Source organism: Marisediminicola senii (assembly GCF_011057645.1).
GTDB classification, from domain to species: Bacteria; Actinomycetota; Actinomycetes; order Actinomycetales; family Microbacteriaceae; genus Marisediminicola; species Marisediminicola senii.
In genome coordinates, this window is the sequence record NZ_JAALGE010000029.1 from 1 (window position 1) to 21,552 (window position 21,552).

19 protein-coding genes are annotated in these 21,552 nt (G+C 71.7%); 12 read left to right on the plus strand and 7 right to left on the minus strand.

The features are described from left to right. A partial coding sequence (locus G5S38_RS09970; RefSeq protein WP_165067999.1) for a class I tRNA ligase family protein occupies positions 1 to 1,056 on the minus strand: 1,056 nt, incomplete at its 3' end. Between the two features lie 320 nt (positions 1,057 to 1,376). Between G5S38_RS09970 and G5S38_RS15555 the strand changes: the two genes are divergently transcribed. From G5S38_RS15555 to G5S38_RS09985, 3 genes are all read left to right on the plus strand, one after another. Then, positions 1,377 to 1,772: a hypothetical protein gene (locus tag G5S38_RS15555; protein WP_201276652.1), complete on the plus strand. Its 396-nt coding sequence runs from the start codon at positions 1,377 to 1,379 to the stop codon at positions 1,770 to 1,772. Beyond that, positions 1,726 to 2,976 (plus strand): phosphotransferase family protein, encoded by a 1,251-nt coding sequence (locus G5S38_RS09980; RefSeq protein WP_165068002.1) that lies wholly within the window; start codon positions 1,726 to 1,728, stop codon positions 2,974 to 2,976. Before G5S38_RS15555 ends, G5S38_RS09980 begins: the two co-directional genes overlap by 47 nt. A gap of 84 nt (positions 2,977 to 3,060) precedes the next feature. After that, on the plus strand, positions 3,061 to 3,600 hold the full coding sequence (locus tag G5S38_RS09985) for a hypothetical protein (protein WP_165068005.1): 540 nt from the start codon (positions 3,061 to 3,063) through the stop codon (positions 3,598 to 3,600). A gap of 31 nt (positions 3,601 to 3,631) precedes the next feature. Here the strand turns inward: G5S38_RS09985 and G5S38_RS09990 are convergent, their stop codons facing one another. From G5S38_RS09990 to G5S38_RS10000, 3 genes are read right to left on the minus strand one after another with little or no spacing between them, the layout of a single operon-like run. Then, a complete protein-coding gene (locus tag G5S38_RS09990) occupies positions 3,632 to 4,288 on the minus strand; it encodes a response regulator transcription factor (protein WP_165068008.1) in 657 nt (218 codons plus the stop codon). A 13-nt stretch (positions 4,289 to 4,301) separates the two neighbouring features. Then, entirely contained in the window at positions 4,302 to 5,804 is a 1,503-nt protein-coding gene (locus G5S38_RS09995) for a sensor histidine kinase (RefSeq protein ID WP_165068010.1), read from the minus strand. A gap of 51 nt (positions 5,805 to 5,855) precedes the next feature. Next, complete coding sequence (locus tag G5S38_RS10000) at positions 5,856 to 7,109, minus strand: APC family permease (RefSeq protein ID WP_165068014.1); 1,254 nt, start codon at positions 7,107 to 7,109, stop codon at positions 5,856 to 5,858. Between the two features lie 166 nt (positions 7,110 to 7,275). Here G5S38_RS10000 and G5S38_RS10005 point away from each other — a divergent pair, with 166 nt between their 5' ends. Both G5S38_RS10005 and G5S38_RS10010 read left to right on the plus strand, forming a co-directional pair. After that, positions 7,276 to 9,570 (plus strand): putative bifunctional diguanylate cyclase/phosphodiesterase, encoded by a 2,295-nt coding sequence (locus tag G5S38_RS10005; RefSeq protein WP_165068016.1) that lies wholly within the window; start codon positions 7,276 to 7,278, stop codon positions 9,568 to 9,570. Next, positions 9,554 to 11,236 carry a sensor histidine kinase gene (locus G5S38_RS10010; RefSeq protein WP_165068019.1) on the plus strand — a complete coding sequence of 561 codons (1,683 nt, stop codon included), beginning with the start codon at positions 9,554 to 9,556 and terminating at the stop codon, positions 11,234 to 11,236. The genes G5S38_RS10005 and G5S38_RS10010 overlap by 17 nt, the downstream gene beginning before the upstream one ends. A 12-nt stretch (positions 11,237 to 11,248) precedes the next feature. On the opposite strand, the gene G5S38_RS10015 is transcribed toward G5S38_RS10010, so the two are convergent. Beyond that, on the minus strand, positions 11,249 to 11,851 hold the full coding sequence (locus G5S38_RS10015) for a TetR family transcriptional regulator (RefSeq protein WP_165068021.1): 603 nt from the start codon (positions 11,849 to 11,851) through the stop codon (positions 11,249 to 11,251). A 65-nt stretch (positions 11,852 to 11,916) separates the two neighbouring features. On the opposite strand from G5S38_RS10015, the gene G5S38_RS10020 reads away from it, so the two are divergent. The 6 genes from G5S38_RS10020 to G5S38_RS15565 all read left to right on the plus strand — a co-directional run bounded on the left by G5S38_RS10020 (position 11,917) and on the right by G5S38_RS15565 (position 19,587). Then, the gene (locus tag G5S38_RS10020) at positions 11,917 to 13,548 is read left to right on the plus strand and encodes an ABC transporter substrate-binding protein (protein WP_165068023.1); all 1,632 of its coding nucleotides are present in this window, start codon (positions 11,917 to 11,919) and stop codon (positions 13,546 to 13,548) included. Then, positions 13,533 to 14,543 carry an ABC transporter permease gene (locus tag G5S38_RS10025; RefSeq protein ID WP_165068027.1) on the plus strand — a complete coding sequence of 337 codons (1,011 nt, stop codon included), beginning with the start codon at positions 13,533 to 13,535 and terminating at the stop codon, positions 14,541 to 14,543. The genes G5S38_RS10020 and G5S38_RS10025 overlap by 16 nt, the downstream gene beginning before the upstream one ends. Beyond that, on the plus strand, positions 14,540 to 15,457 hold the full coding sequence (locus G5S38_RS10030; RefSeq protein ID WP_407943840.1) for an ABC transporter permease: 918 nt from the start codon (positions 14,540 to 14,542) through the stop codon (positions 15,455 to 15,457). Before G5S38_RS10025 ends, G5S38_RS10030 begins: the two co-directional genes overlap by 4 nt. Then, the gene (locus tag G5S38_RS10035; protein WP_201276653.1) at positions 15,454 to 17,130 is read left to right on the plus strand and encodes a dipeptide ABC transporter ATP-binding protein; all 1,677 of its coding nucleotides are present in this window, start codon (positions 15,454 to 15,456) and stop codon (positions 17,128 to 17,130) included. The genes G5S38_RS10030 and G5S38_RS10035 overlap by 4 nt, the downstream gene beginning before the upstream one ends. Before the next feature lie 53 nt (positions 17,131 to 17,183). Next, positions 17,184 to 18,056: a hypothetical protein gene (locus G5S38_RS15560; protein WP_201276654.1), complete on the plus strand. Its 873-nt coding sequence runs from the start codon at positions 17,184 to 17,186 to the stop codon at positions 18,054 to 18,056. A 76-nt stretch (positions 18,057 to 18,132) separates the two neighbouring features. Next, the gene (locus G5S38_RS15565; protein ID WP_201276655.1) at positions 18,133 to 19,587 is read left to right on the plus strand and encodes a hypothetical protein; all 1,455 of its coding nucleotides are present in this window, start codon (positions 18,133 to 18,135) and stop codon (positions 19,585 to 19,587) included. Positions 19,588 to 19,606: 19 nt separating this feature from the next. Here the strand turns inward: G5S38_RS15565 and G5S38_RS10050 are convergent, their stop codons facing one another. After that, complete coding sequence (locus tag G5S38_RS10050; protein ID WP_165068029.1) at positions 19,607 to 20,044, minus strand: hypothetical protein; 438 nt, start codon at positions 20,042 to 20,044, stop codon at positions 19,607 to 19,609. 147 nt (positions 20,045 to 20,191) lie between these two features. Here G5S38_RS10050 and G5S38_RS10055 point away from each other — a divergent pair, with 147 nt between their 5' ends. Continuing rightward, positions 20,192 to 21,199 carry a bile acid:sodium symporter gene (locus tag G5S38_RS10055; protein WP_165068031.1) on the plus strand — a complete coding sequence of 336 codons (1,008 nt, stop codon included), beginning with the start codon at positions 20,192 to 20,194 and terminating at the stop codon, positions 21,197 to 21,199. On the opposite strand, the gene G5S38_RS10060 is transcribed toward G5S38_RS10055, so the two are convergent. After that, complete coding sequence (locus G5S38_RS10060) at positions 21,196 to 21,522, minus strand: hypothetical protein (RefSeq protein ID WP_165068034.1); 327 nt, start codon at positions 21,520 to 21,522, stop codon at positions 21,196 to 21,198. The genes G5S38_RS10055 and G5S38_RS10060 overlap by 4 nt on opposite strands. Positions 21,523 to 21,552: the final 30 nt, after the last annotated feature.

Below are 21,552 nucleotides of genomic sequence, written 5' to 3' on the forward strand. Positions count from 1 at the left end.
GTCGGCGACGAGGATCTGCCAGGCGTTCTCGGTGCCCCAGACCTCGGTGTCGGCGTAGTAGTCCCAGAGGCGGTCGTAGGTGACCCCCTCGAGGTCGCGGCCGGGGATGGATGCGACGACCGCCGCGACCGCGTCGGCCGGCGTCTCGTAGCCGAGGTCCTTGGCGTACGCGCCGACGGTGTCGGAGGCGAGCAGGTAGGACGCGACGCCCTCGGCAGAGCCGTCCCCGGCGCCGAGCGGGCCGCTGGGCAGCACGGCGTAGTCGATGTCGGGCCCGACGGCGAGCGCCATGTTGGTGGGGAGGGTCCACGGGGTGGTGGTCCAGGCGAGGGCCCGCACGCCGGTGAGCCCGAGGGCCTCGGCCTTCGCCCCGTCGAGCGGGAACGAGACCGTGACGGTCTGGTCCTGGCGCATCTTGTAGACGTCGTCGTCCATGCGCAGCTCGTGGTTCGACAGCGGCGTCTGGTCGTGCCAGCAGTACGGCAGCACCCTGAAGCCCTCGTAGGCGAGGCCCTTGTCGTGCAGCTGCTTGAACGCCCAGATGACCGACTCCATGAAGTTCACGTCGAGGGTCTTGTAGTCGTTCTCGAAGTCGACCCAGCGCGCCTGCCGGGTGACGTAGTCCTGCCACTCGCCGGTGTACTTCAGCACCGACTCGCGGGCGACGGTGTTGAACGCCGCGATGCCCATCTCGTCGATCTGGTGCTTCTCGGTGATGCCCAGCTGGCGCATCGCCTCGAGCTCGGCGGGCAGGCCGTGGGTGTCCCAGCCGAAGCGGCGGTGCACCTGGAGGCCGCGCATGGTCTGGAAGCGCGGGAACAGGTCCTTGGCGTACCCGGTGAGCAGGTGGCCGTAGTGCGGGAGGCCGTTGGCGAATGGGGGGCCGTCGTAGAAGGTCCACTCCGGGCTGCCCTCGCGCTGCTCGATGGAGGCGCGGAACGTGTCGTCGCCCTTCCAGAACGCGAGGATGCCGTTCTCGATGCCGGGGAAGCTCGGCGACGGGGACACGGTGCGGGGCGAGCCATCCGCGGGATTCGATCCCTTGGGGTAGGTCATTTCTCTCCTGGACAGACGGTGAGCGCGAGACGCTCTGCTGTACGAGGACGACGACTGCCCGATCGGGCATCCATCGCGGTACCACCCCGCTTGCCGCCCCGGAGGGTGGCCGCTTGTTCGTTGGCGATGACGGGCCAGCCCCGTTCGGGTCTACTGGGGAGCCTCGCGGCCCCTGTTCTTCCGAAGACTCCCCGGTGATGGCCGGATCGGTGTCGTTGCTGCAATGGTAGCCGACTCGGTGGGCCGGCCTCCCGTTCCGGCGCACGTGAGATAGCTCTCATCTTCACCACGCGTGGGACGGCGCGGGGCAGGATAGATAAATGCGCCGCACCATGATCACGATGCTGGCGGCACTGGTCGTCGGCGTGCTCGTCGGCGTCGGCGGTGTCTCCCTCGTGCTCGCCATGGTTCCCATCGACCGGGAGGGGCAGGTGCAGGACGTCGACCCGATCGTGGTCACCCCCGTTCCCCCCTCCGGGTCCGAACCGCCCGACGGTGCAGAACTGCCTGCCGAACCGGCGGATCCGGTCGATCCCGCGGTGCCGGCCGAACCTGCGGCACCCGCGCCCGCGGAGCCCGCACCCGCCCCGGCCCCCACCCAGGCCCCCGCGCCGGCACCGGCTCCCGTGCAGGCACCGCCGCCGGTGAACCTCGACGACGACGACTTCGATGACGACGACGGGGATGACGACGTCGACGACGACGATGACGACTGACGGCACCGGCGACATCCTGCTCGCGGTGGCGGAGTCGATCGGCCACAGCCTCGTCGAGGCGCGCACCGTGCAGGTGGAGCCGGGCGCTGGCGGGATCATCAGCGGGCACGAGGTCGTGCTCGAGGCGGCGGACGGCACCCGGCGCTCCGAGACGGTGTACCTCGAGACCGACCCGCGCAGCACGGATCGTGCCGGGGTGCTGCACCTGCGCGACGACGACACCGGGTCGGTCGTCGCCGTCTGGCTGTACCCCGCCGACCCCGAGCTGCCCGCGCTCCCCGCCTCGGTGTTCCCCGCAGCCGCGGCCGCCCTCCTCGCGCGGCTCTCCCTCGACGCCACCGACCTCACCCTCGAGGTCGCCACGTACCGGCCGGGCAAGCGGGCCGTGGTGCGCATGACGACGGCATCCGGCACGTTCTACCTCAAGATCGTGCGACCCGCCTCCGCCGCGCTGATCGCCGACGCGCATGCCGGCTGGGCGTCATGCGGCCTGCCGGTGCCCGAGGTACTCGCCTTCTCGCCGGAGGGGCTGGTGGCGATGTCCCCGCTCGCCGGGGTCGAGGCCGCATCGGTGGTCGGGGCGATCGCCGCAGACGACGCCGCGATCGAAACGACCATCGACGCGATCCACGCCATCACCACGCGGATCGGCATCATCCCGAGCGATGCCCCCGCCCGCCCGTCGCTGGTCAGCCGCCTCGACTGGTACCTGGGCAGGGCGGAGTGGCTGGCCGGGTCGGCTGGCATCCGCGACCTCGGCGCGTCGATCGAGGCGCTGTACCGGCGCGGGGGCGACCCGACCCCGAACGTCACCGTGCACGGCGACCTGCACCTGGCGCAGCTCTTCGTCGACCCGGCCCAGCCGCACCGCATCACCGGGGTGCTCGACATCGACACCAGCGGCACCGGCGATCCGGCCGACGACTGCGCCGCGCTCTGGGCGCACTGCCACGCCCTCGCGCAGCACCGCCTCGACCAGGGCGACGCACGCGACGCCGGCGCGGCCACCCGTCTCGCGGCGCGCCTGCAGGCGCGGTGGCCCGGTCACCGGGAACCGGGCCTCGCCGACCGCGCAACGGCGATCGCGGCGACCCAGCTGCTCGGGCACGCCCTCTCCGGCACGATTCCGGTGGCCCGCGCAATCGCCCTCGCCACCGAACTCGTCGCGATCCGACAGCATGAGAGACCTCTCACCGCCGTATAGTCCCCGTCTCATGCGGTGCTCGCACCATGGGAGTACAGACGGTCCCGCCCCAGGGACGACACGGACTGAAAGAGGATTCGCACCATGGACTCACGCAAGAAGTGGACCGCCGTCGGCGCCGCATCGGCACTCGGCTTCGGCCTGCTCGGAGGGGGCGCCCTCGCGAGCGCCAACGCCATGACCCTGGTCGACAGCACCGGCCGCGACACCGGCATCGCCAGCATCACCTCGGTCGGCGACCGCTCCAACGAGTCGCCCGTGCTGCGGCAGGGCGGGCTGGGCTCGGCCACCTCGGCCGGCGTGCCGTCGGACAGCACCCCCGACTACAACGCGCCATCGCCGGTGACCCCGTTCGACGAGAGCCGAGCGGCGAACCCGTCCGGCACCCCGTCGGCATCCACCCCGTCCGGCACCCCGTCGGCCTCGACGCCCGGCTCGGCGACGACGGCGCCCGCGCCAGCACCCGCACCCGCACCCGTACCGGCTCCCGCGCCCCCGGTCGCGGTCGAGCCCGTGCAGCCGGCGCCGGTCGCCGTCAGCAGCGCCTACGGCGCGGCGTCACCCGCGTCACCCGCGTCGCCCGCCTCTGCCGCATCGGTGTCGTCCCCGCCATCGAACGGGTAGCCCCGAACCACCGGCTGCGCTGGGAGGCGGCTCAGCGCAGCCGGTACCCCATGCCGCGCAGCGTCTCGATGCGGTCGGCGCCGAACTTGCCCCGCAGGTAGCGCACGTAGACGTCGACCACGTTCGACCCTGGGTCGAAGTCGTATCCCCACACCCGGCTGAGCAGCTGCTCCCGGCTGAGCACCTGTTCCGGGTGCCGCAGGAACTCCTCGGCGAGCGCGAACTCCCGCGCCGAGAGGTCGACGCTGCGACCCGCCACCGTGGCCCGGCGCGTGAGCATGTCGAGGCTGAGGTCGTCGTGCGTGAGCGTCGACGACACGATCTGGCCAGCATCCCGCAGGCGCAGCCGGATACGGGCGAGCAACTCGTCGAACTTGAACGGCTTCGGAATGTAGTCGTTCGCTCCCCCGTCGAGGCCGGCCACGGTGTCGCCGACCGTGGTGCGCGCGGTGAGCATGATCACGGGCAGCGCCGTGTCGCGCTGCCGCACGCGGCGCAGCACCTCGAACCCGTCGATTCCCGGCAGCCCGATGTCGAGCAGCAGGAGGTCGTGCGCGCCGCTCAGCGCCTGGTCGAGCGCTTCGGCACCGGTGGTCACCACCGTCGACGTGTACCCGGCGGCACGGAGGCCCTTCTCGACGAACCCCGAGATGCGGTCTTCGTCCTCGGCGATCAGGATGCGGTTCATGCGGTGATCCGGTTCATGGCTGGTCTCGGTTCTCGGTCTCGATCTCGGGCGGGGGGTCGGAGTCGTCGATGGGGATCACGATGGCGAACCGCGACCCCGTGCTCGTCGTGGCGAGGCTCACGTCCCCGCCGTGCGAGGCGGCGATGGCCTTGACGATGGGCAGGCCGAGGCCGGATCCGCGGATGCCGCGGCTCGCGTCGACGCGGCCGAACCGCTCGAAGATGCGCTCCTCCGATCCGCGCGGAATGCCGGGGCCGCTGTCGGAGACCCAGAATTCGACCGCGGAGTCGACTTCGGTGCTGCCGATCTCGATCACCGTGCCCTCCGGCGAGTACTTCGCGGCGTTGTCGACGAGCTGGAGCCACGCCTGCGTGATGCGCCACGGGTCGAGGGGCATCGTGCGGTGCGCGATCGCGCTGAGCACCCACCGGTGGTCGGGCAGCACCGACGCCTTCGCGAAGACTTCGGTGGTGAGGTCGGCCACGTCGGTCTGGATGCGGGCGGGCGCGGCGGTGGCCGTCTCGGCGAGGGATTCGATGTCGTCGACGAGCCGCGTCATCCGGTCCAGCTCATCGAGGGCGAGCGCCCTGGTGGCCTCGACGTCGGCGACGTTGGCCGAGTCGACCAGCTCGAGGTGGCCCCGCACGATGGTGATCGGCGTCTTGAGTTCGTGCCGCACGTCGTCGAGCAGCTGCCGCTGGCTGGTCACCGCGGTGTCGAGCCGCTCGAGCATGTCGTTCACGGTGACCGCCAGGTCGGAGACGTCGTCCCGCCCGTGCACGGCGATGCGCTCGTGCAGCTGGTTGACGGTGATGCGGGATGCCGCGGCACGCAGTTGCCGGATGGGGCGGAGCAGCCGGCCCGCCACGAACCAGCCGACGGAGCCGATCGCGATGAGCGCGGCAGTCGCCACCGCGGCGTAGGTGGCGAAGCCGGTGTTGAGCTGCTGCAGTTCGACGTCGAGGTCGACCGCGGTCACGTAGATGGCGGTCTCCGTGTCGCCCTCCAGCGCGATCGGGGTCGCCACGTAGCGCAGGTGCCCGATCGCCGAGAGCGCGGTGCCGATGCGCACCGATCCGTCGCTGGTCTCGTCGACCACCCGCTCGATGAACTCGGGGTCGTCTTCGAGGTGGAAGTCGAGCGGGAACCCCGGGATGATCGCGGGAACCCCGTCGATGATGCCCAGCGAGCTCTCGTTCAGCCGCGGGGTCACCCGCGCGAGCACACCGCGCAAGGCCTCGGTGGTCGAGGCGTACTGCACGTCGTCAGCGGTCGCCGCGACCGTGCCCTCGCTGTCGGTGACGGGGGCGTCGCCCGTCACGACGAACCGCGCGGATTCGACGCGGGAGAGCAGCCGGTCGTCGATCTCGGCCAGGGCGCGCTCCCGCTGCAGCAGGTAGGCGGTCGCACCGGCGACGGTCATGCCGATCGCCGTGACGAGCAGGATGGAGGCCAGGATCCGCGACCGCACCGACCACCGCGGCAGGGCCCGGCGAATTCTGGCCGACTCGCGCATGATCCCAGTATGTCTCGCCGCCGCGCGGCACCCGCGGGCATGAGAGCACTCTCACGGAGCGCGCGGCCGCCTGCGCAGAACGACGGCCCGGCCGAGCACCCCGACCAGCAGCACGGCGATGCCGACGGCGATGGCCTGGGCCGGCAGGGTGGCGACGAGGGTCACGCACCCGATGGCCCCGGTGACGGCGAGCGCGCGGGGGTACCGGCGCTCCGGCATCCCCTGGGTCAGGGCGGCGATGTTGGCGACCAGGTAGTAGAGCAGCACGCCGAATGACGAGAAGGCGATGGCGTCGCGCAGGTCGACGGTGAGCACGATGGCGCACACCACGACGGCGAGGGTCGCCTCCGCACGATGCGGGGTCGAGAACCGCGGGTGCACCGCGTCGAGCCAGCGCGGCAGGTCGCTCTCCCTGGCCATGGCGAGACCGGTGCGGCCGATGCCGGCGACGAGGCCGAGCAGCGCACCGAGGGTGGCGGCACCCGCACCGAACATGACCACCGGCACCGCCCAGTCCCAGCCGCGGGTGGTGACCACGTCGGCCAGCGGTTCGGTGGATGCCGCGAGCGCGGGCGGTCCGAGCGATACGAGCGCCGTGGTCGCGATGACCGCGTAGACGACCATCGCGCCGGCCAGGGCGATCACGATGGCGCGCGGGATGACACGGGCGGGGTCGCGCACCTCCTCGCCCATGGTCGCGATGCGCGCGTAGCCGGCGAAGGCGAAGAACAGGATGCCGGCGGACTGCAGTACCCCGTAGAGTCCCGCGTCGCCGGTGTCGGTCGACCACGACCAGGACCGCGATGGCGTCGAGGCCCCCGCGACCACCACGAGCGCGAGCACCGCCAGAACGATGACCACGATGACGCGGGTGACCCTGGCGGTTCGGGTGACGCCGCGGTAGCCGACGGTCGCCACGCCGATCACCGCTGCCACAGCGATCGGGCGCTCCCAGCCCGCGGGCGCGACGTAGGCGGCGAACGTCATGGCCATCGCCGCACAGCTCGCGGTCTTGCCGATCACGAAGCTCCACCCCGCGGCGAAGCCCCACCACGGGCCGAGGCGCTCCCGCCCGTACAGGTAGGTTCCGCCGGCGCGGGGCATCGCGGCTGCGAGCTGCGCAGACGACGTTGCATTGCAGAACGCCACGACCGCGGCGATCGCGAGCCCCCACAGCAGGGCGCCGCCCGCGGCCTGCGCAGCGGGGGCCAGGGCGGCGAACACGCCGGCACCGATCATCGAGCCGAGTCCGATGACAACCGCGTCGCCCAGCCCGAGTCGTCGGGCGAGAGGCGTCGAACTCATGCGACGCACCCTATGGCATCGAGGCGAACATCATGCGTAGCAGGAGGGCGCGACGGGCGCCAGATCGGGCGCCCGCCCCAGTGCGCCATCGCGCCCGAAATGGGGGTACAAACCGGGGATGCGATAGTGCGCCGCCGCATACGCTGAGCACGGGGATAGGGGTGTGATGACCGCAAGCGAGCAACTGCGCGGCGTTCTCGGCGATCGTGTGTCGCGCGTACTCGTCTCGGCGACAGCACTGCTGGTGCTCATTCGCGTGACCGTGCTGATGCTCCCCGGCAACCCCGGCGGCATCGTCATCGAAACGGTCATTCCCTTCGTCACCCAGACCGTGCTGCTGCTGTTCCTGTGGCTGGTGGCCTACCGCACGCGATTCCGGCGCATGGATGTGCTCCTCGTCGCCCTCGCTGCCACCATGTGGGCGACGGTGAGGACCTACTACATCGTCTCCGCCTGGATCCAGGGGGTCGAGACCCTCTCGGAGGTCGACTCGGTTCCGCTCATCGTCGACATCGTGTACCTGACCAACTACCCCCTCATCCTCGGGGCGGTCGCAGTGCTCGTCCGGCGGCATTCGCGAGGACCCGGCAGATGGGCCGTTCTCGACAGCGTCGTGGCGGGACTCGGGGCGGCGACCGTCTGTGCGGCGGTGATCGCCAGCGCCGTGGAGACCGGCATCGAGAATGGCACCGAGGAGGCCAGGGACGTGGCTCCGGTCGTGGGCCTCGCCTACCCGATCTTCAACATGCTCTTCATCATCGCCATCGTGGCGATCTCCGCGTCGCCCCAGGTGGATATCGGCAGACGGTGGCAGGCCCTGCTCGCCGGTATCGGCGTGCTCGCCATCTCCGACCTGGCCTTCATGCTCGCCGTGCTCCAGGGGGGCTACCCGGTCGGCTCCCCGATCAGCGCCGGGGGCGGTGTCGGGTTCCTGCTGATCGCGGTATGGGCCGAGGGCGCCCTGCATGGCGACCGGCCCCACCACCCTGCACCGCGCAAGGCCGCCGTGTTCTGGCCGGCGATCGCGGTCATCGCGGGTCTGTCCGTGCTCGTCCTGGGCACCCTCGCCAATCTCCCGCTGGTCACCACGGTGCTCGCGGTGTTGACCGTGGGCACCGCGGCACTCCCCCTCATCCTCCGTCAGGGCGTGCTGCACGACGAAGCGCGGACCGACCACCTCACCGGGCTCCTGAACCGCCGGGCACTGATCGCGGACGCTCCCCCGCGACTGCGCTCCACCCGGGAGTCGACGGCCGCTCCCGCCACTGCCCTGCTCCTGATCGACCTCGACAAGTTCAAGGAAGTCAACGACAACTACGGCCACGACATGGGCGACCGGTTGCTCGTGGCGCTCAGCGAGCGGCTCACCGCATCCCTCCGGGGCAGCGACCTGATCGCGCGGCTCGGCGGCGACGAGTTCGCCGTGCTGCTCGACGATGCCGACCGCGCTGACGCGACCGCGGTGGCGTCGAAACTGCAGGCGGCGCTCTCGGAACCCCTCGACCTGGATGGGGTCACCCTCCACGTTCGCGCCAGCATCGGCATCGCGCTGTCACCCGACCACGGAGCCGACCTCAGCGAACTGCTCAGGCGCGCGGACCTCGCGATGTACCGGGCGAAGACGACCCAGTCCGGACACCGCGTGTTCCACGACGAAGACGACGACGGTGAATCCCGGCTGCGCACCTCGCAGGAGCTGCAGCGCGCGTTCCGCGAGAACGAACTGCTGCTGCACTACCAGCCGAAGATCGACCTGGGCACGGACTCCGTCACCGGCGTCGAGGCGCTGGTGCGATGGATGCACCCGACCCGCGGGTTACTGCCACCCGCGGCGTTCCTCCCCGACATGGAGGAGCTCGGGCTGATGCCCCGGCTCACCAGGGTCGTTCTCCAGAAGGCGCTCGACCAGGTCGCGACCTGGCGCGCGCAGGGCTGTGAGATGACCGTCGCCGTCAATTTCTCCGGCACGTCCCTCGCCGACCGGCACCTCGCACCGACCATCATCCGCATGCTGGCAGACCGGGACCTTCCCGCACAGGCGCTGGTCGTCGAGATCACGGAGGAGTCGATCCTCACCGATCAGGCAACGGCCCGCGACATCCTGCAGCTGCTCAGCACCGCGGGCGTCCGCATCGCCGTCGACGACTTCGGCACCGGGTACAACTCGCTGAGCTACCTCCGCGACCTGCCGATCGACGAGCTCAAGCTCGACAAGTCGTTCGTGATTCCCATGACCGACGATTCCCGCTCGGCCACCCTCGTGTCGTCGACGATCGACCTGGCCCACAACCTCGGCATCACCATGGTCGCCGAGGGCGTGGAAGACCGGCAGTCCTACGAGAAGCTGGTCGGCTATGGATGCGACGTCGCCCAGGGCTTCTACCTGCTCCACCCCGTTCCCGCTGACGAACTCGGCGCCTGGCTCACCGCGAGAGGAGACCGCCATGTCGTCGCCGGCTGAGGTCGCACCCCGAACCACCGAGCGAGATCGCCCGTGGTCGGCGATGCTCGTGACCGACGCGCCGGTCGGGTGCCGTGCGGGCACCGACATCGCGCCCGCGCTCGTGGAGGCCGGCTTCGCCATCACCCGGGTCACCTCCGGACCCGAAGCCGAGCGCTTCCTGCGCGAGACCGGCGCCGACCTGATCGTCGCCGACGGCGCTGGCAGCCCAGTCGAGCCGATGGGGGTTCCGGTGATCTACCTCGTCGACCTGGCGCAGACGGATGCCGCGGCATCCGTCACCGATGGAGAGAATTCCGACTGGGTCAGCATCCCCGCCTGCCCGCGCGAGGTGGCACGCCGGGCACTCGCCCTGGTGAGCCGCACCCACGCCGCGGCAGAGAAGCGTGCGGCGGCCGAGGCCCTGCGCGAGGCGTTCCGGCACATCTCCACCGACATCCGCTCAACCAATGAGCCCGATGCGATGACCGAGGCGATGGTCGCCGGCCTCGGCGAGACCCTCGGCGTCGACCGGGTGTGGTTCACCACCTTCTACGAGGAGGGAGTGCCGCCGATGAGCGCGGCATACCCGACCCACGTCGGCGACGAGGAGAACCGGCCGATCTTCGACCACGAGAAGGCCAAGCAGGTCGCGACGCGACTCTGGGAGAAGCACACCACGCTGCTCATCGAGAACGTCGACGCCTTTCCCGCCGACGCTCCCGGGGGTCAGCTGGCGGAATGGGCACGAGTGCACCACCTGCGCTCCGTCGCGGCGTTCCCGGTCGGCGACCTGGGGTCCGTGCTCGGGGTCATCATCGTCGCCACCGTGGATGAGACCCGGAAGTGGGCGCCGCTCGAGGCGTCGCTCACCAGCCACGTCGCGCAGAACCTCGCGTACGGCATCATGCAGGGCAGGCTCATCGCCGGCCAGGAGCAGCTCGTGAAGCGACTCGGCGACCTCGACCGGGCCAAGAGCGAGATGATGGCGACGCTCAACCACGAACTGCGCACCCCCCTCACCTCGGTGGCCGGCTACCTCGAGATCACGCTCGACGGCGACGGCGGCGACATCCCAGAAGACGCGGCCGCCATGCTCGGCGTGGTGCGGCACAACGTCACCCGGCTGCAGGGCCTCGTCGACGACATGCTCACGATGTCGCGCCTCGAAGCCGGTATCCCGTCCGCGACCGCGGTGCCCATCCACCTCGACAAGCTGATCTCCCGGGTCATCGAGGCCATCCAGCCGTTCGCGGCGGGCAGCGGCGTCGCGCTCGGCGTGGAGGTGCAGCCCCACGACGAGCACCTCCCGGTGGTGTTCGGCGACGAGATGCAGCTCGAGCGGGCATTCACCAACATCACCGACAACGCCGTCAAATTCACCCCGTCGGCGGGTTCTGTTCAGGTGAGCATCGCGATCGAGCACGAGCACACCGGCCTTCCGGTCGCCGTCGTGCGGGTGACCGACACCGGCATGGGCATCCCCGAGGGCGAGCTCCCGCAGCTGTTCACCCGGTTCTTCCGCGCCTCGAACGCCACCGCCGCCGCGACCCCTGGCACCGGACTAGGCCTCGCGATCGTGCGCAGCCTCATCGAGGCGCACGACGGCGAGATCGCGGTGACCTCCGAGATCTCGGTCGGAACCACCGTTGCGGTGCGGCTGCCGGTGCTGACCACCGCACCGTAGCGACAGGGGCACCTAGACCAGCGACTCCTCGAGGCCCCGCGACACGATGTCGATGGCGGCGGTCATGTAGTCGAGCAGTGGCCCGCGTCCGATCCCCTCGCGCGCCCACGCCGTCCACGCCGCCGAGATGGCGCCGGAGAGCGCGTTCGCCGCGGCCAGCACCGCGAGGTCGTCTGGTCGCCCGCCGCACTGGCGGGCGAGGAACCCCGCGATCACGTCGGAGCGCAGGGCGAGGCGCGCGAGGCCCGAGCTGCGGGTCTCCTCGCGGGTGCCCATCACGTCGTCCTGGGTGAGGGCCAGGGGCACGTCGTTCAGGCCGATGTCGGCGGCCACCCGCAGGGCGGCGTCACGCACCGCGGCGAGCGGGGCGGCGCCGGGCGGAACCGCGGCGAGCTCGTCTGCGAGGCGGTCGATCGCGGCATCCAGTTCGACCCACAGCAGGTCGCTCTTGGCCGGGAAGTAGTTGAAGAACGTCGACCGGCCGACGCCCGCCCTGCGGGTGATGTCGTCGACGGTGGTGGCGGCGTAGCCCTTCTCGAAGAACAGCTCCTCCGCGGCGGACTGCAGCATCTGGCGCGACGACAGGCGGGGGCGACCTGCTCCAGCGGGCTTCATCCAGCATCCCCCGTGATCTAATAGTGAACTGAGTCCAATATTAGCAATCTCGAGAAAGACCTGTCGTGCACCGTCGCCTCACCTCCCTGCTCGCCACGACCGCGGCCGCGGCGCTGCTCGTCGGCTGCACCGCCGAAGCCACCCCAGCGTCCGGTGACCCCGTCACGGGTGGAACCCTGGTCTATGCGACCGGTGACGCCGAACCCACCTGCCTCGACCCGCACGTCGGCGGCAACTACCCGCAGGCGCTCATCGCGACGCAGTACCTCGAGTCACTGGTGTCGAAGGACACCGACGGCGAGGTCATCCCCTGGCTCGCCGACTCCTGGCAGGTGTCAGACGACGGCCTCAGCTGGGAGTTCACGCTCAAGGAGGGCGTGACCTTCACCGACGGCACCCCCCTCACCTCGGCTGCCGTCGCCGCGAACGTCGCCCACGTGCAGGATCCGGCCACCGCATCGTCGACCGGCTACCTCGCGCTCGCCAAGGTCACCGGCGTCGAGGAGGTCGACGAGCTCACCGCGCGCATCACCCTGTCGTCGCCCGACAGCGGCCTGCTCGACTCCCTCTCGCAGACCTGGCTCGCCATCCAGTCGCCGACCGCCCTCGAGCGCACCCAGGAGGAGAACTGCGAGGCACCGGTCGGCACCGGCCCGTTCATGGTCGAGGCGTGGGACAGGCAGGAGTCGGTGACGCTCTCGCGCAACGACGACTACAGCTCGCCGCCCGCCGACGCCGCCCACACCGGGGCCGCCTACCTCGACGGCATCGAATGGCGCTTCATCCCCGACTCCGCATCCCGCTACGCCGCGCTGCAGTCCGGCACCGTCGACGTGATCGACAACGTGCAACCCGACACCATCGTGGCCGCCGAGGACGACGACGCCATCGACCACATCGACGCGCCCCGTCCCGGCGCCTCCAACCGCCTCGAACTGAACTCGAGCGTCACCCCGTTCGACGACATCCTCGTGCGCGAGGCGTTCATCCGCTCGGCGAACGTCGACGACGCGGTGTCGAGCCTGTTCTTCGGCACCGCGGAGCGCTCGTACTCGGCCCTGTCGAGCGTCGAGACGCTCGGTGTCTCCGACGAGAGCCTCTTCGAATACGATCCCGATGCCGCGAACGACCTGCTCGACGAGGCGGGCTGGACCGGCCGCGACGCCGACGGCTATCGCACCAAGGACGGCGAGACGCTCGCCCTGACCTTCCCGGTCAGCACCAACCAGTCCATCCCCGCCGAGCAGTCGCTGTTCGAGCAGCTGCAGTCGACCGCCGCCGAGACCGGCTTTCGCGTGGACCTCGAACCACTCGACCTCGCCAGCTGGTACGCAGCACTGGGCGAGAACGACTACGACCTGGTGAGCGCCCCCTATACGAAGGTCGGCGCCGACGTGCTGCGCATCCTGTTCGACACCTCGGGAACGGTGCCCGCGCCGAGCGGCTACTTCGCCAACCACGCGCAGGTGAAGGACCCGGAGGTCGACGCCCTCCTCGCGCAGGCCAGCGCGACCTCCGATGCCGGTGAACGCGCCGAGCTCTACGCCGAGGTGCAGCAGCGCGTGCTCGAGGGGTTCTACATCCTGCCGCTCTACGACCAGCAGAACCACTACCTGCACTCCACCGACGTGCAGGGAATGCGCGCGCTGCCCACCGTGTCGACGCCCGCGCTGTACGACGCATGGCTGGGTCGCTGACCCCGACCGCGCACCCCACGGCGCGGCCGGGCGGGGCGGGGCGGCCGCGCACCCGGCTGCCCGCCCTGCGGTGGCTTCTCCTCCGGCTCGGCGGGGCGGTGTTCGTGGTCTGGGCCGTCGCGACCGTCACGTTCTTCGCCATCCGGCTGATCCCGGGCGACCCGGCAGAGGCGATCGTGGGAGGCCCGGGGTCGCAGGCCAGCGACGAGGCCCTCGCTGAGGCCCGGGCCGACTACGGCCTCGACCAGCCGCTTCCCGTCCAGTACCTGCAGTACCTCGGCAGGCTGCTGCGCGGTGACCTGGGGCGCTCCTACGCGCTGCGCGACGACGTGACGACGGTGATCGGCGAGAACGTCGGCGGCACCCTCACCCTCGCGGTCGCGTCGCTCGCCCTCGCGAGCGTCATCGCGCTCGCTCTCGCGGTCTGGTCGGCCCGTGGGGGCCGCGCCGCCGGCGCCGTCACCTCCCTGCTCGAGATCGTCGCGGCTGCGGTACCGCACTTCTGGCTCGCCATCTCGCTCATCCTGCTGTTCAGCTCGACCCTCGGCTGGTTGCCCCCGGTGAGCGTTCCCGGCCCGCTCGGCCTGGTACTCCCCGTCGTCACCCTCGCGCTGCCCCTGTCGGGTTTCCTCGGCCAGGTCATGCGCGAGTCGCTGCTCACCGCGCTCTCCTCCCCCTTCGTACTCGCGGCACGGGCGCGCGGCGAGGGTGACAGCGGCGTGTTCTGGCGGCACGCCCTCCGCCACGCGGCCATCCCCGCGATCGGCCTCGCCGGCTGGGCATTCGGCGCCCTCATCAGCGGCGCCGTGGTCGTCGAGACGATCTTCGCGCGGCCCGGCATCGGCCGCAGCCTGCTCAGCGCCGTGCAGGGCCGCGACGTGCCCCTGGTCACCGGCATCGTCATCTCCGTCGCCATCGTCTACATGATCGTCACCACCCTCACCGACCTCGCCGACCGGCTCGTCGATCCCCGACTGCGCGAGGAAGCCCGATGACGCTCCTCCCCCCGACCGACGGCCTGACAGCCACCACCACCCCGGCCGCGTCGCCGACCCCCGCCACGCGGGGTGGGCCAGGCACCGCCGCCAGGGGCCGTCGACGATGGATGCCGCGCCCGACCGTCACCATGGCCGCCTCCGCCACCGTGCTCGCGGTGCTCGCCATCGCCGCCCTGTTCCCCGGCCTCGTCGCCCCCGGCGACCCGCTCGCCATCGACCCCTCCGCCAGCTTTCAGGCACCGTCGCTCGCGCACCCGTTCGGAACCGACGAGTCGGGTCGCGACATCCTCACCCGCGTGGTGCACGGCGCCGGCCCGTCGCTGCTCATCGGCGTCTCCGCCACGGCCATCGGCGTCGGGCTCGCCCTGGTATTCGGCCTGCTCGCCGGCCTCGGCCCGCGCTGGCTCGACTTCGGCACCACCCGGCTACTCGAGGTGCTGTTCGCCTTTCCCGGCCTGCTGTTCGCCCTGCTGTTCATCGTCGTCTACGGCCCTGGCATCGTGACCTCCACCATCGCGGTCGGCCTCTCGACCGCCCCCGGGTACGCGCGCATCATCCGCAGCCAGGTGCTCGTCGCCCGCCGCTCGCCCTACCTCGAGGCGGCGACCGTACTCGGGCGCGGTCGGGCCTGGCGCATCACCCGGCACCTGCTGCCCAACGTCGCCGCGACCCTGTTCGTGCTCGTCACCCTCGGCATCGGGCAGTCCATCGTGTGGGCGTCGTCGCTCAGCTACCTCGGTCTCGGCGCTGCACCCCCCACCGCAGAGTGGGGCGCGATGCTCTCCGCCGGCCGCACCTACATCACGAGCTTCTGGTGGATGACGTTCTTTCCCGGTCTCTTCATCGTGATCAGCGCCGTCGCCACCACCCTGCTCGGCCGCAGCATCCAGGCCAGGAGCAGGCGGTCGTGACCGCCCTGCTCGAGGTGTCGGGCCTATCGGTGCGCTTCGGCGCCGCCGACCCGGTCGTCGCCGACCTGTCGTTCTCGATCGGCGAGGGCGAGTGCGTCGGCCTGGTCGGCGAATCGGGGTCGGGCAAGAGCGTCACCGCGCGTTCCCTGCTCGGCCTCGCCGGCGCGGGCTCCCGCGTCGACGCGACCGGACTGCGCTTCGACGACGTCGACCTCCTGCGCATGTCGGCCCGCCGCGCGCAGGCACTGCGCGGCCGGGACATCGGCTTCATCTCGCAGGGCGCGCTCGTCGCCCTCGACCCGCTGCGTCCGGTCGGCCGCGAGATCGGCGACGCACTGCGCCTGCACACCAGCATGGGCGCGGGCGAACGCGCCGATCGCGTGCTCGAACTGCTCACCGACGTCGGCGTGCCAGAACCGGCGCTCAGGGCGGGGCAGCGCGCCGACGAGCTGTCGGGCGGACTGCGCCAGCGCGCCATCATCGCGTCGGCCATCGCGCTGCGCCCGCGGCTGCTCATCGCCGACGAGCCGACGACCGCGCTGGATTCCACCGTGCAGGCCGGCATCCTCGACCTCCTCGCGCGGCTGCGCGAGGCGGGAACGGCGATCCTGCTGGTCAGCCACGACCTCGCGGTGATCGAACGGCTGGCGTCGCGGGTCGTCGTGATGCGTCGGGGGCAGGTGGTCGAGCAGGGTGACACCGCGGCAGTACTGCGGGCGCCGCGGCATCCATACACCCGTCAGCTCATCGAGGCGATACCCGCCGGCCGGCCCAGGGGCTCCCGGCTGGTCGAAATGAACCGGGTGGATGCCGCGGCGAACGCCACCGCGCAGCCCCGGGCAACGTCACCGTCGACCGCGGCACCCGCGCCAGGCACCGCACCCGCGACCGGCACCGCCCCCGCGACCGCGCCCGCGCTGATCCGCGCCGATGGCCTCACTCGCCGGTTCGGCGACCGGCTCGCGGTCGACGACGTGTCGTTCACCCTGCGCCGGGGCCAGACGCTCGGCGTGGTCGGCGAATCCGGGTCGGGCAAGACCACGGTGGCGCGCATCGTGCTGGCCATCGACCGGCCCGACGCAGGCACGGTCATGCTCGACGGCGCCCCGTGGAGCGCGCTGGCCGAGTCGCAGCGCCGCAGCAGGCGCCCCCGCATCGGCGCGATCTACCAGGACGCGCTGAGTTCGTTCGATCCGCGCTGGACCGTCGGCCGCATCATCGCCGACGCCCTGAGCGGGGGTCGCTCGGGGTCACCGGGGCCGGAGGTGGCCGAGACGCTCGCCATGGTGGGCCTGCCGGAGAGCGTCATCGCCCGGCGCCCCCGGCTGCTCTCGGGCGGGCAGCAGCAGCGCGTCGCGATCGCGCGTGCCATCGCCCCGCGGCCCGACGTCATCGTGTGCGACGAACCGGTGTCGAGCCTCGACACCCTCGTCCAGGCGCAGGTGCTCGACCTGCTCGACGAGCTGCAGCGGTCGCTCGGCATCGCCTACCTGTTCATCTCCCACGACCTCGGCGTCGTGCGCCACATGAGCGACGACGTGCTGGTGATGCGGCACGGGCGGGTGCTCGAGCGCGGCCCGGTCGAGGCGGTGTTCTCGCAGCCGCAGCATCCATATACCCGGGAGCTCATCGCCGCTGCCCGCGGCGCCGCCACCCCGCGCGCGTCAGGATGATTGCCACCGCCGCCTAGGCTTGCACGAACGGCAAGATTCCAGCGGAGGCACGAATGAGCGACGACACCCCCACCGAAAGACACCCGGCACAGGGCGCGAACGGTGACGGTAGCGGCGCTGACGGTACCGCCGCCGACGATGCCACCAGGGCCATGCCCACGCCGAACGGCAACGACACCCCCACCGAACTCGTCGACCAGGTGCCGGACGCACAGACCGGTGACGACATGCCCACCGCACGCCTGGTCTACTCGGGTGTCGCACCCGCTGCGCCGGTGGGGTCGGATGCCCCGACCCAGGCGTATGTTCCGTACACGCCACCCCGGGCCCCCGAACCCGCTGCCGCGACTCCCCCGCCGCCGCCGATCCCCGAGGAGCCCACGTCGCACCGCCGGTTGCGCGTCGCCGCGATCGTCGTCGGAACCCTGATCGCCGCCGCCATCATCGTGCTCGTGCTGGTCTTCACCACCCGCGACGACGAGACCGTCGCCGCCCCCGAGGCATCGGCGACGCCGACCCCCACGGCGGAGGCCCCCGCGGAGCCGGCGCCCGCCGAGACCCCCGCCGCGACGCCGACGCCGACCCCGTCGGAGACCCCCACCCCCACTCCGACGCCGTCGCCGATCGCGGGCGCCACCTTCACGAGCTTCGCGCCCGAGGACAACTCCGTCGTGGAGTGCCCAGACGAGGAGTCGTCGGTTCCGCTGTTCTTCGAGTGGGCCAGCGACGGCGCAGCGGAGGCCTGGATCGGCGCGGCCACGGACGACGCCCAGGCGGAGCCCATTGCCGAGGTCGACCCGAACGGCAGCTACGACGGCCTGGTATTCGACTGCTCGCTGGTGACCGAGGACTTCACCGTGACCCTCGACAACGGGGCGGGAACCGTCACCCACGCCACCGTGACCCTCGTCCGCCAGGTGCCGTGACCCCGCGAGGCGACACGGCACGCCGTTCCGGGGCGGTCTGGCCGGGTATGCGGGCCCAGCCGGGGATACTGGAGACATGGTGAGCGGAGATACCCCGAACGACGAGTCCGGATCCGCGGGCGGCGACCGAGACCACGAGGCACCGAACGACACCGAACTGCCAGCCGACTCCGGTGACTCCGGTGACTCCGGCGGCTCTGACCGTTCCGGCGACTCCGACCTGCCGGGCGAGGTGCCCCCGAACCTGCCGTCGGACGACGACAGCTGGATGGAGATCTTCGCCGCTGCAAGGGAACGGCGCCCGGTCGACCCCGACGAGCCCGTCGACGGCACCGCCCCGCTGAACTCGGTCACCCCGGCCGACCGCACCGCAGCCGACCGCACCGCGCCCAGCGACCGCACCGCGCCGATCGACCGAGCCGTGCCCGTCGACCGCCCGGTCGACCCGACCGCACCGGTCGACCGCATCGCTCCCGTCGACTGGAACGACCTCACCGGGCGCAGGCCCGTCGACCCGACCGCGCCGATCGCATTCACCGGGGCCGCCGCTGGCGCTACAGCTGCCGCTGACGCTGATGCCAACGTGCCCAGCGTGCCCACCGACGCCTCCGACGCCACCGACGCAGACAGTCCCACCGAGGCGATCGGCTCCACGCCCCCTGCCGCGGCCGTGCCGCCCGCCGACCCCGCCCTGCCGGGACTGGGCGCCGCAGACGCTGGCGCCGCCACCGAGATCATGCCGCTGCGCGGCTTCAGCCAGGCCAACACCCTCGGCGTGAGCGGAACCGACCCGTTCACCGACCGCTACGACCACCTCGCCGACACCACGGGCACCGCCGGCATCGCCGGGGTAGCGGGTGCTGCCGGGGCCGCCGGGGTGCTCGGCGCCGGTGCGGTCGGGGCATCCGCCGCCAACGACGCCACCGTGCCGGCACTCCGGGCCTCCACCTGGAACCCGCCAGCCTGGGACGCCCCCGCCGATGCACCGCTCGTCTCCGAGACCACCGCCGTAACCGAGAACACCGGGGCGAACGCCGTGCCACCGGAATCCGGGTTGACCCGCGCGCAGCGCATCGCCCTCATCGTCGTCGGCACGGTCCTCGCCCTCGCCGTCGTGGCGTTCATCTTCGTCTTCGCGACCCGCGACACCGACGACGATTCGACGCCGACCGTTCCAGCACCGGCGCCCAGCTCCTCGCCGAGCGACACACCGGAGCCCTCGACGACCCCGGACCCGACGCCCACGCCGACTCCCGAACCCACGCCGGAACCGGAGCCAGAACCAGAACCTGAGCCCGAACCGGAACCCGCACCGACGCAGCAGCCCCAGCCGCAGCCGCAGCCCGCGCCGACCCCCACTCCCGAGCCTGAACCAGAGCCGGAGCCGACGCCGGAGCCAGAGCCGACGCCCGAACCGACGATCGAACCGACGCCGACGCCGCCCCCCGCCACTCCCACGCCGGAGGCCACAATTCCGCCGGCTGGAGACACGACAACAACCGATCCTGCTGCGCCAACGCCCGCGAACTAGGGCGCCCGGCAGGAACGGCTCAGGCCAGCGGCGCGTACGGCAGCGCGATGCGCTCCGGGTCCCACCACACCATGGGCACGAACACGCCCTCGATGCGCTCGTCGTAGACCCGGTCGAGCGGGTTGCCGATGCGCACGCGCAGCCCGACAGCCTCGGCGAGCGCCCAGGCCTGCTCGACGATGCGGGCGGGAGGCCCCACGTGGCGCAGCAGCGTGCGCTCGATCGGGGCAGACACCATCACCGAATTGCGCAGTGCACCGATGGCCTTGAATGCGCGCGAGTTTACGAGCAGCTGGTCGGCGAGATGAGCGGTGGATGCGTCGGCGACGAGCTGCTCGGTCGTCGCCGTGAACAGCGGCTGCAGGGTCGTGCGCCCCGAGTACCCCGGATCGCGGCGCAACCCGTGGCGGCCAGCCCACGCGTCGGTCATGGTGTCCAGCGTCTCGTCAACGGTCACGGTTCTCTCGTTTCATCGGGGACCTCCAGACTACGCAGCACGGACGACCCGCCCGGCCCGCCCTGCCCGGTCCTCGCCCGGCCCCGGCCCGCGTGGCCCCGACCCGCCCGGCCCGCCCTGCACCTCCGCCATGCCTACGCTGGCCGTATGACGGGAACGGTGCGCGGGGTGATCCGGTGGTGGGAGGCCCACCAGGTCGCGCTGTACCTCGCCGCGATCGCGCTGGGCGCCGTGGTCGGCCTGGCGGCCCCCGCGGTGGCACCGGCCCTCGAGGCATCGGTCACGCCGGTGCTCGCGGTCCTGCTGTTCGCGACCTTCCTGGCCGTGCCGCTCGGGCAGTTGCGGGCCGCGAGCCGCGACATCCACTTTCTCTCGACCGTGCTCGTGGTCAACTTCGTGGTGGTGCCCGCGGTGGTGTTCGGCCTCTCCCGGTTCGTCGCCGACGACCGCGCCCTGCTCATCGGTGTGCTGCTCGTGCTGCTGACGCCGTGCGTCGACTACGTGATCGTGTTCACCGGCCTCGCGGGCGGCGCCCGCGACCGGCTGCTCGCGGCGACTCCGCTGCTCATGGTGCTGCAGCTCGTGCTGCTGCCGGCCTACCTCCTGCTGTTCGCGGGAGCCGACGCCGCCGCCGCGATCGAGCCATGGCCGTTCGTACAGGCGTTCCTGATGCTCATCGTCGCCCCGCTGGTGGCCGCGGCCGTCGTGCACGCCGTCGCGCGCCGCCACCGGGCGGGCGTTGCCGTCGAGGCGGCAATGGCGGGTGCGATGGTGCCCCTCGTCATGCTGACCCTCGTCGTCGTGATCGGATCGCAGGTCGCCGCGGTCGGTGCCGAGGCGGCCGCACTGCTGCGCGTGGTGCCGCTCTACGTCGGGTTCCTCGCCGTGATGGTCGCGCTCGGTCTCGTCGCCGCCCGGGTCGCCCGGCTCGACCTACCCGCGACCCGTGCCGTGATGTTCTCCGGCGCGACCCGCAACTCGCTCGTCGTGCTGCCGCTCGCCCTGGCCATGCCCACCGCGGGCGGCCTGGTGCCATTGGCAGTGGTGACCCAGACCCTGGTCGAGCTGGTGGGCATGGTGGTGCTGGTGCGGCTCGTGCCGTGGCTCACCCCCGACGCGGCCCGACCGCGCTCGAGCGAGCTGCGCGCCGACTAGGCCTGCCGCAGCCGTCCTGGCAGGAACGGCAGCACGGGGGCGACGTACTCGACATCCTCCGGGTACCCGTCGAGGTCGAGCTGCGCTGCCCCGAACCGCCACACCCGGTTGAACAGGTAGACGCCGATGCTCGCACCCGCGGCACCGGTGCGGTCGCGGGTGACCTGCCAGGTTCCGGTGCCCCATTGGGCTGGATGCCCCAAGCCGTCGATCACCACGGTCGGCCGCACGTTCCACCACAGCGCGATGCGCGGCTTGCGCAGCGTGAGGCGCAACCGGTAGCTGTCACCGGACTGCTGCGCGCTCTCCCCGGGGTCTGGCATGAGGTCAGCCTAGGACCGCCGCCACCCGCC

Excerpts from the sequence above, each read along its gene's own strand:
- G5S38_RS15555 (WP_201276652.1), top strand. The coding sequence starts at position 1,377 with ATGCGCCGCACCATGATCACGATGCTGGCGGCACTGGTCGTCGGCGTG.
- G5S38_RS09980 (WP_165068002.1), top strand. The coding sequence starts at position 1,726 with ATGACGACGACGGGGATGACGACGTCGACGACGACGATGACGACTGAC.
- G5S38_RS09985 (WP_165068005.1), top strand. The coding sequence starts at position 3,061 with ATGGACTCACGCAAGAAGTGGACCGCCGTCGGCGCCGCATCGGCACTC.
- G5S38_RS09990 (WP_165068008.1), bottom strand. The coding sequence starts at position 4,288 with ATGAACCGCATCCTGATCGCCGAGGACGAAGACCGCATCTCGGGGTTC.
- G5S38_RS09995 (WP_165068010.1), bottom strand. The coding sequence starts at position 5,804 with ATGCGCGAGTCGGCCAGAATTCGCCGGGCCCTGCCGCGGTGGTCGGTG.
- G5S38_RS10000 (WP_165068014.1), bottom strand. The coding sequence starts at position 7,109 with ATGAGTTCGACGCCTCTCGCCCGACGACTCGGGCTGGGCGACGCGGTT.
- G5S38_RS10005 (WP_165068016.1), top strand. The coding sequence starts at position 7,276 with ATGACCGCAAGCGAGCAACTGCGCGGCGTTCTCGGCGATCGTGTGTCG.
- G5S38_RS10010 (WP_165068019.1), top strand. The coding sequence starts at position 9,554 with ATGTCGTCGCCGGCTGAGGTCGCACCCCGAACCACCGAGCGAGATCGC.
- G5S38_RS10015 (WP_165068021.1), bottom strand. The coding sequence starts at position 11,851 with ATGAAGCCCGCTGGAGCAGGTCGCCCCCGCCTGTCGTCGCGCCAGATG.
- G5S38_RS10025 (WP_165068027.1), top strand. The coding sequence starts at position 13,533 with ATGGCTGGGTCGCTGACCCCGACCGCGCACCCCACGGCGCGGCCGGGC.
- G5S38_RS10030 (WP_407943840.1), top strand. The coding sequence starts at position 14,540 with ATGACGCTCCTCCCCCCGACCGACGGCCTGACAGCCACCACCACCCCG.
- G5S38_RS15560 (WP_201276654.1), top strand. The coding sequence starts at position 17,184 with ATGAGCGACGACACCCCCACCGAAAGACACCCGGCACAGGGCGCGAAC.
- G5S38_RS15565 (WP_201276655.1), top strand. The coding sequence starts at position 18,133 with ATGGTGAGCGGAGATACCCCGAACGACGAGTCCGGATCCGCGGGCGGC.
- G5S38_RS10055 (WP_165068031.1), top strand. The coding sequence starts at position 20,192 with ATGACGGGAACGGTGCGCGGGGTGATCCGGTGGTGGGAGGCCCACCAG.
- G5S38_RS10060 (WP_165068034.1), bottom strand. The coding sequence starts at position 21,522 with ATGCCAGACCCCGGGGAGAGCGCGCAGCAGTCCGGTGACAGCTACCGG.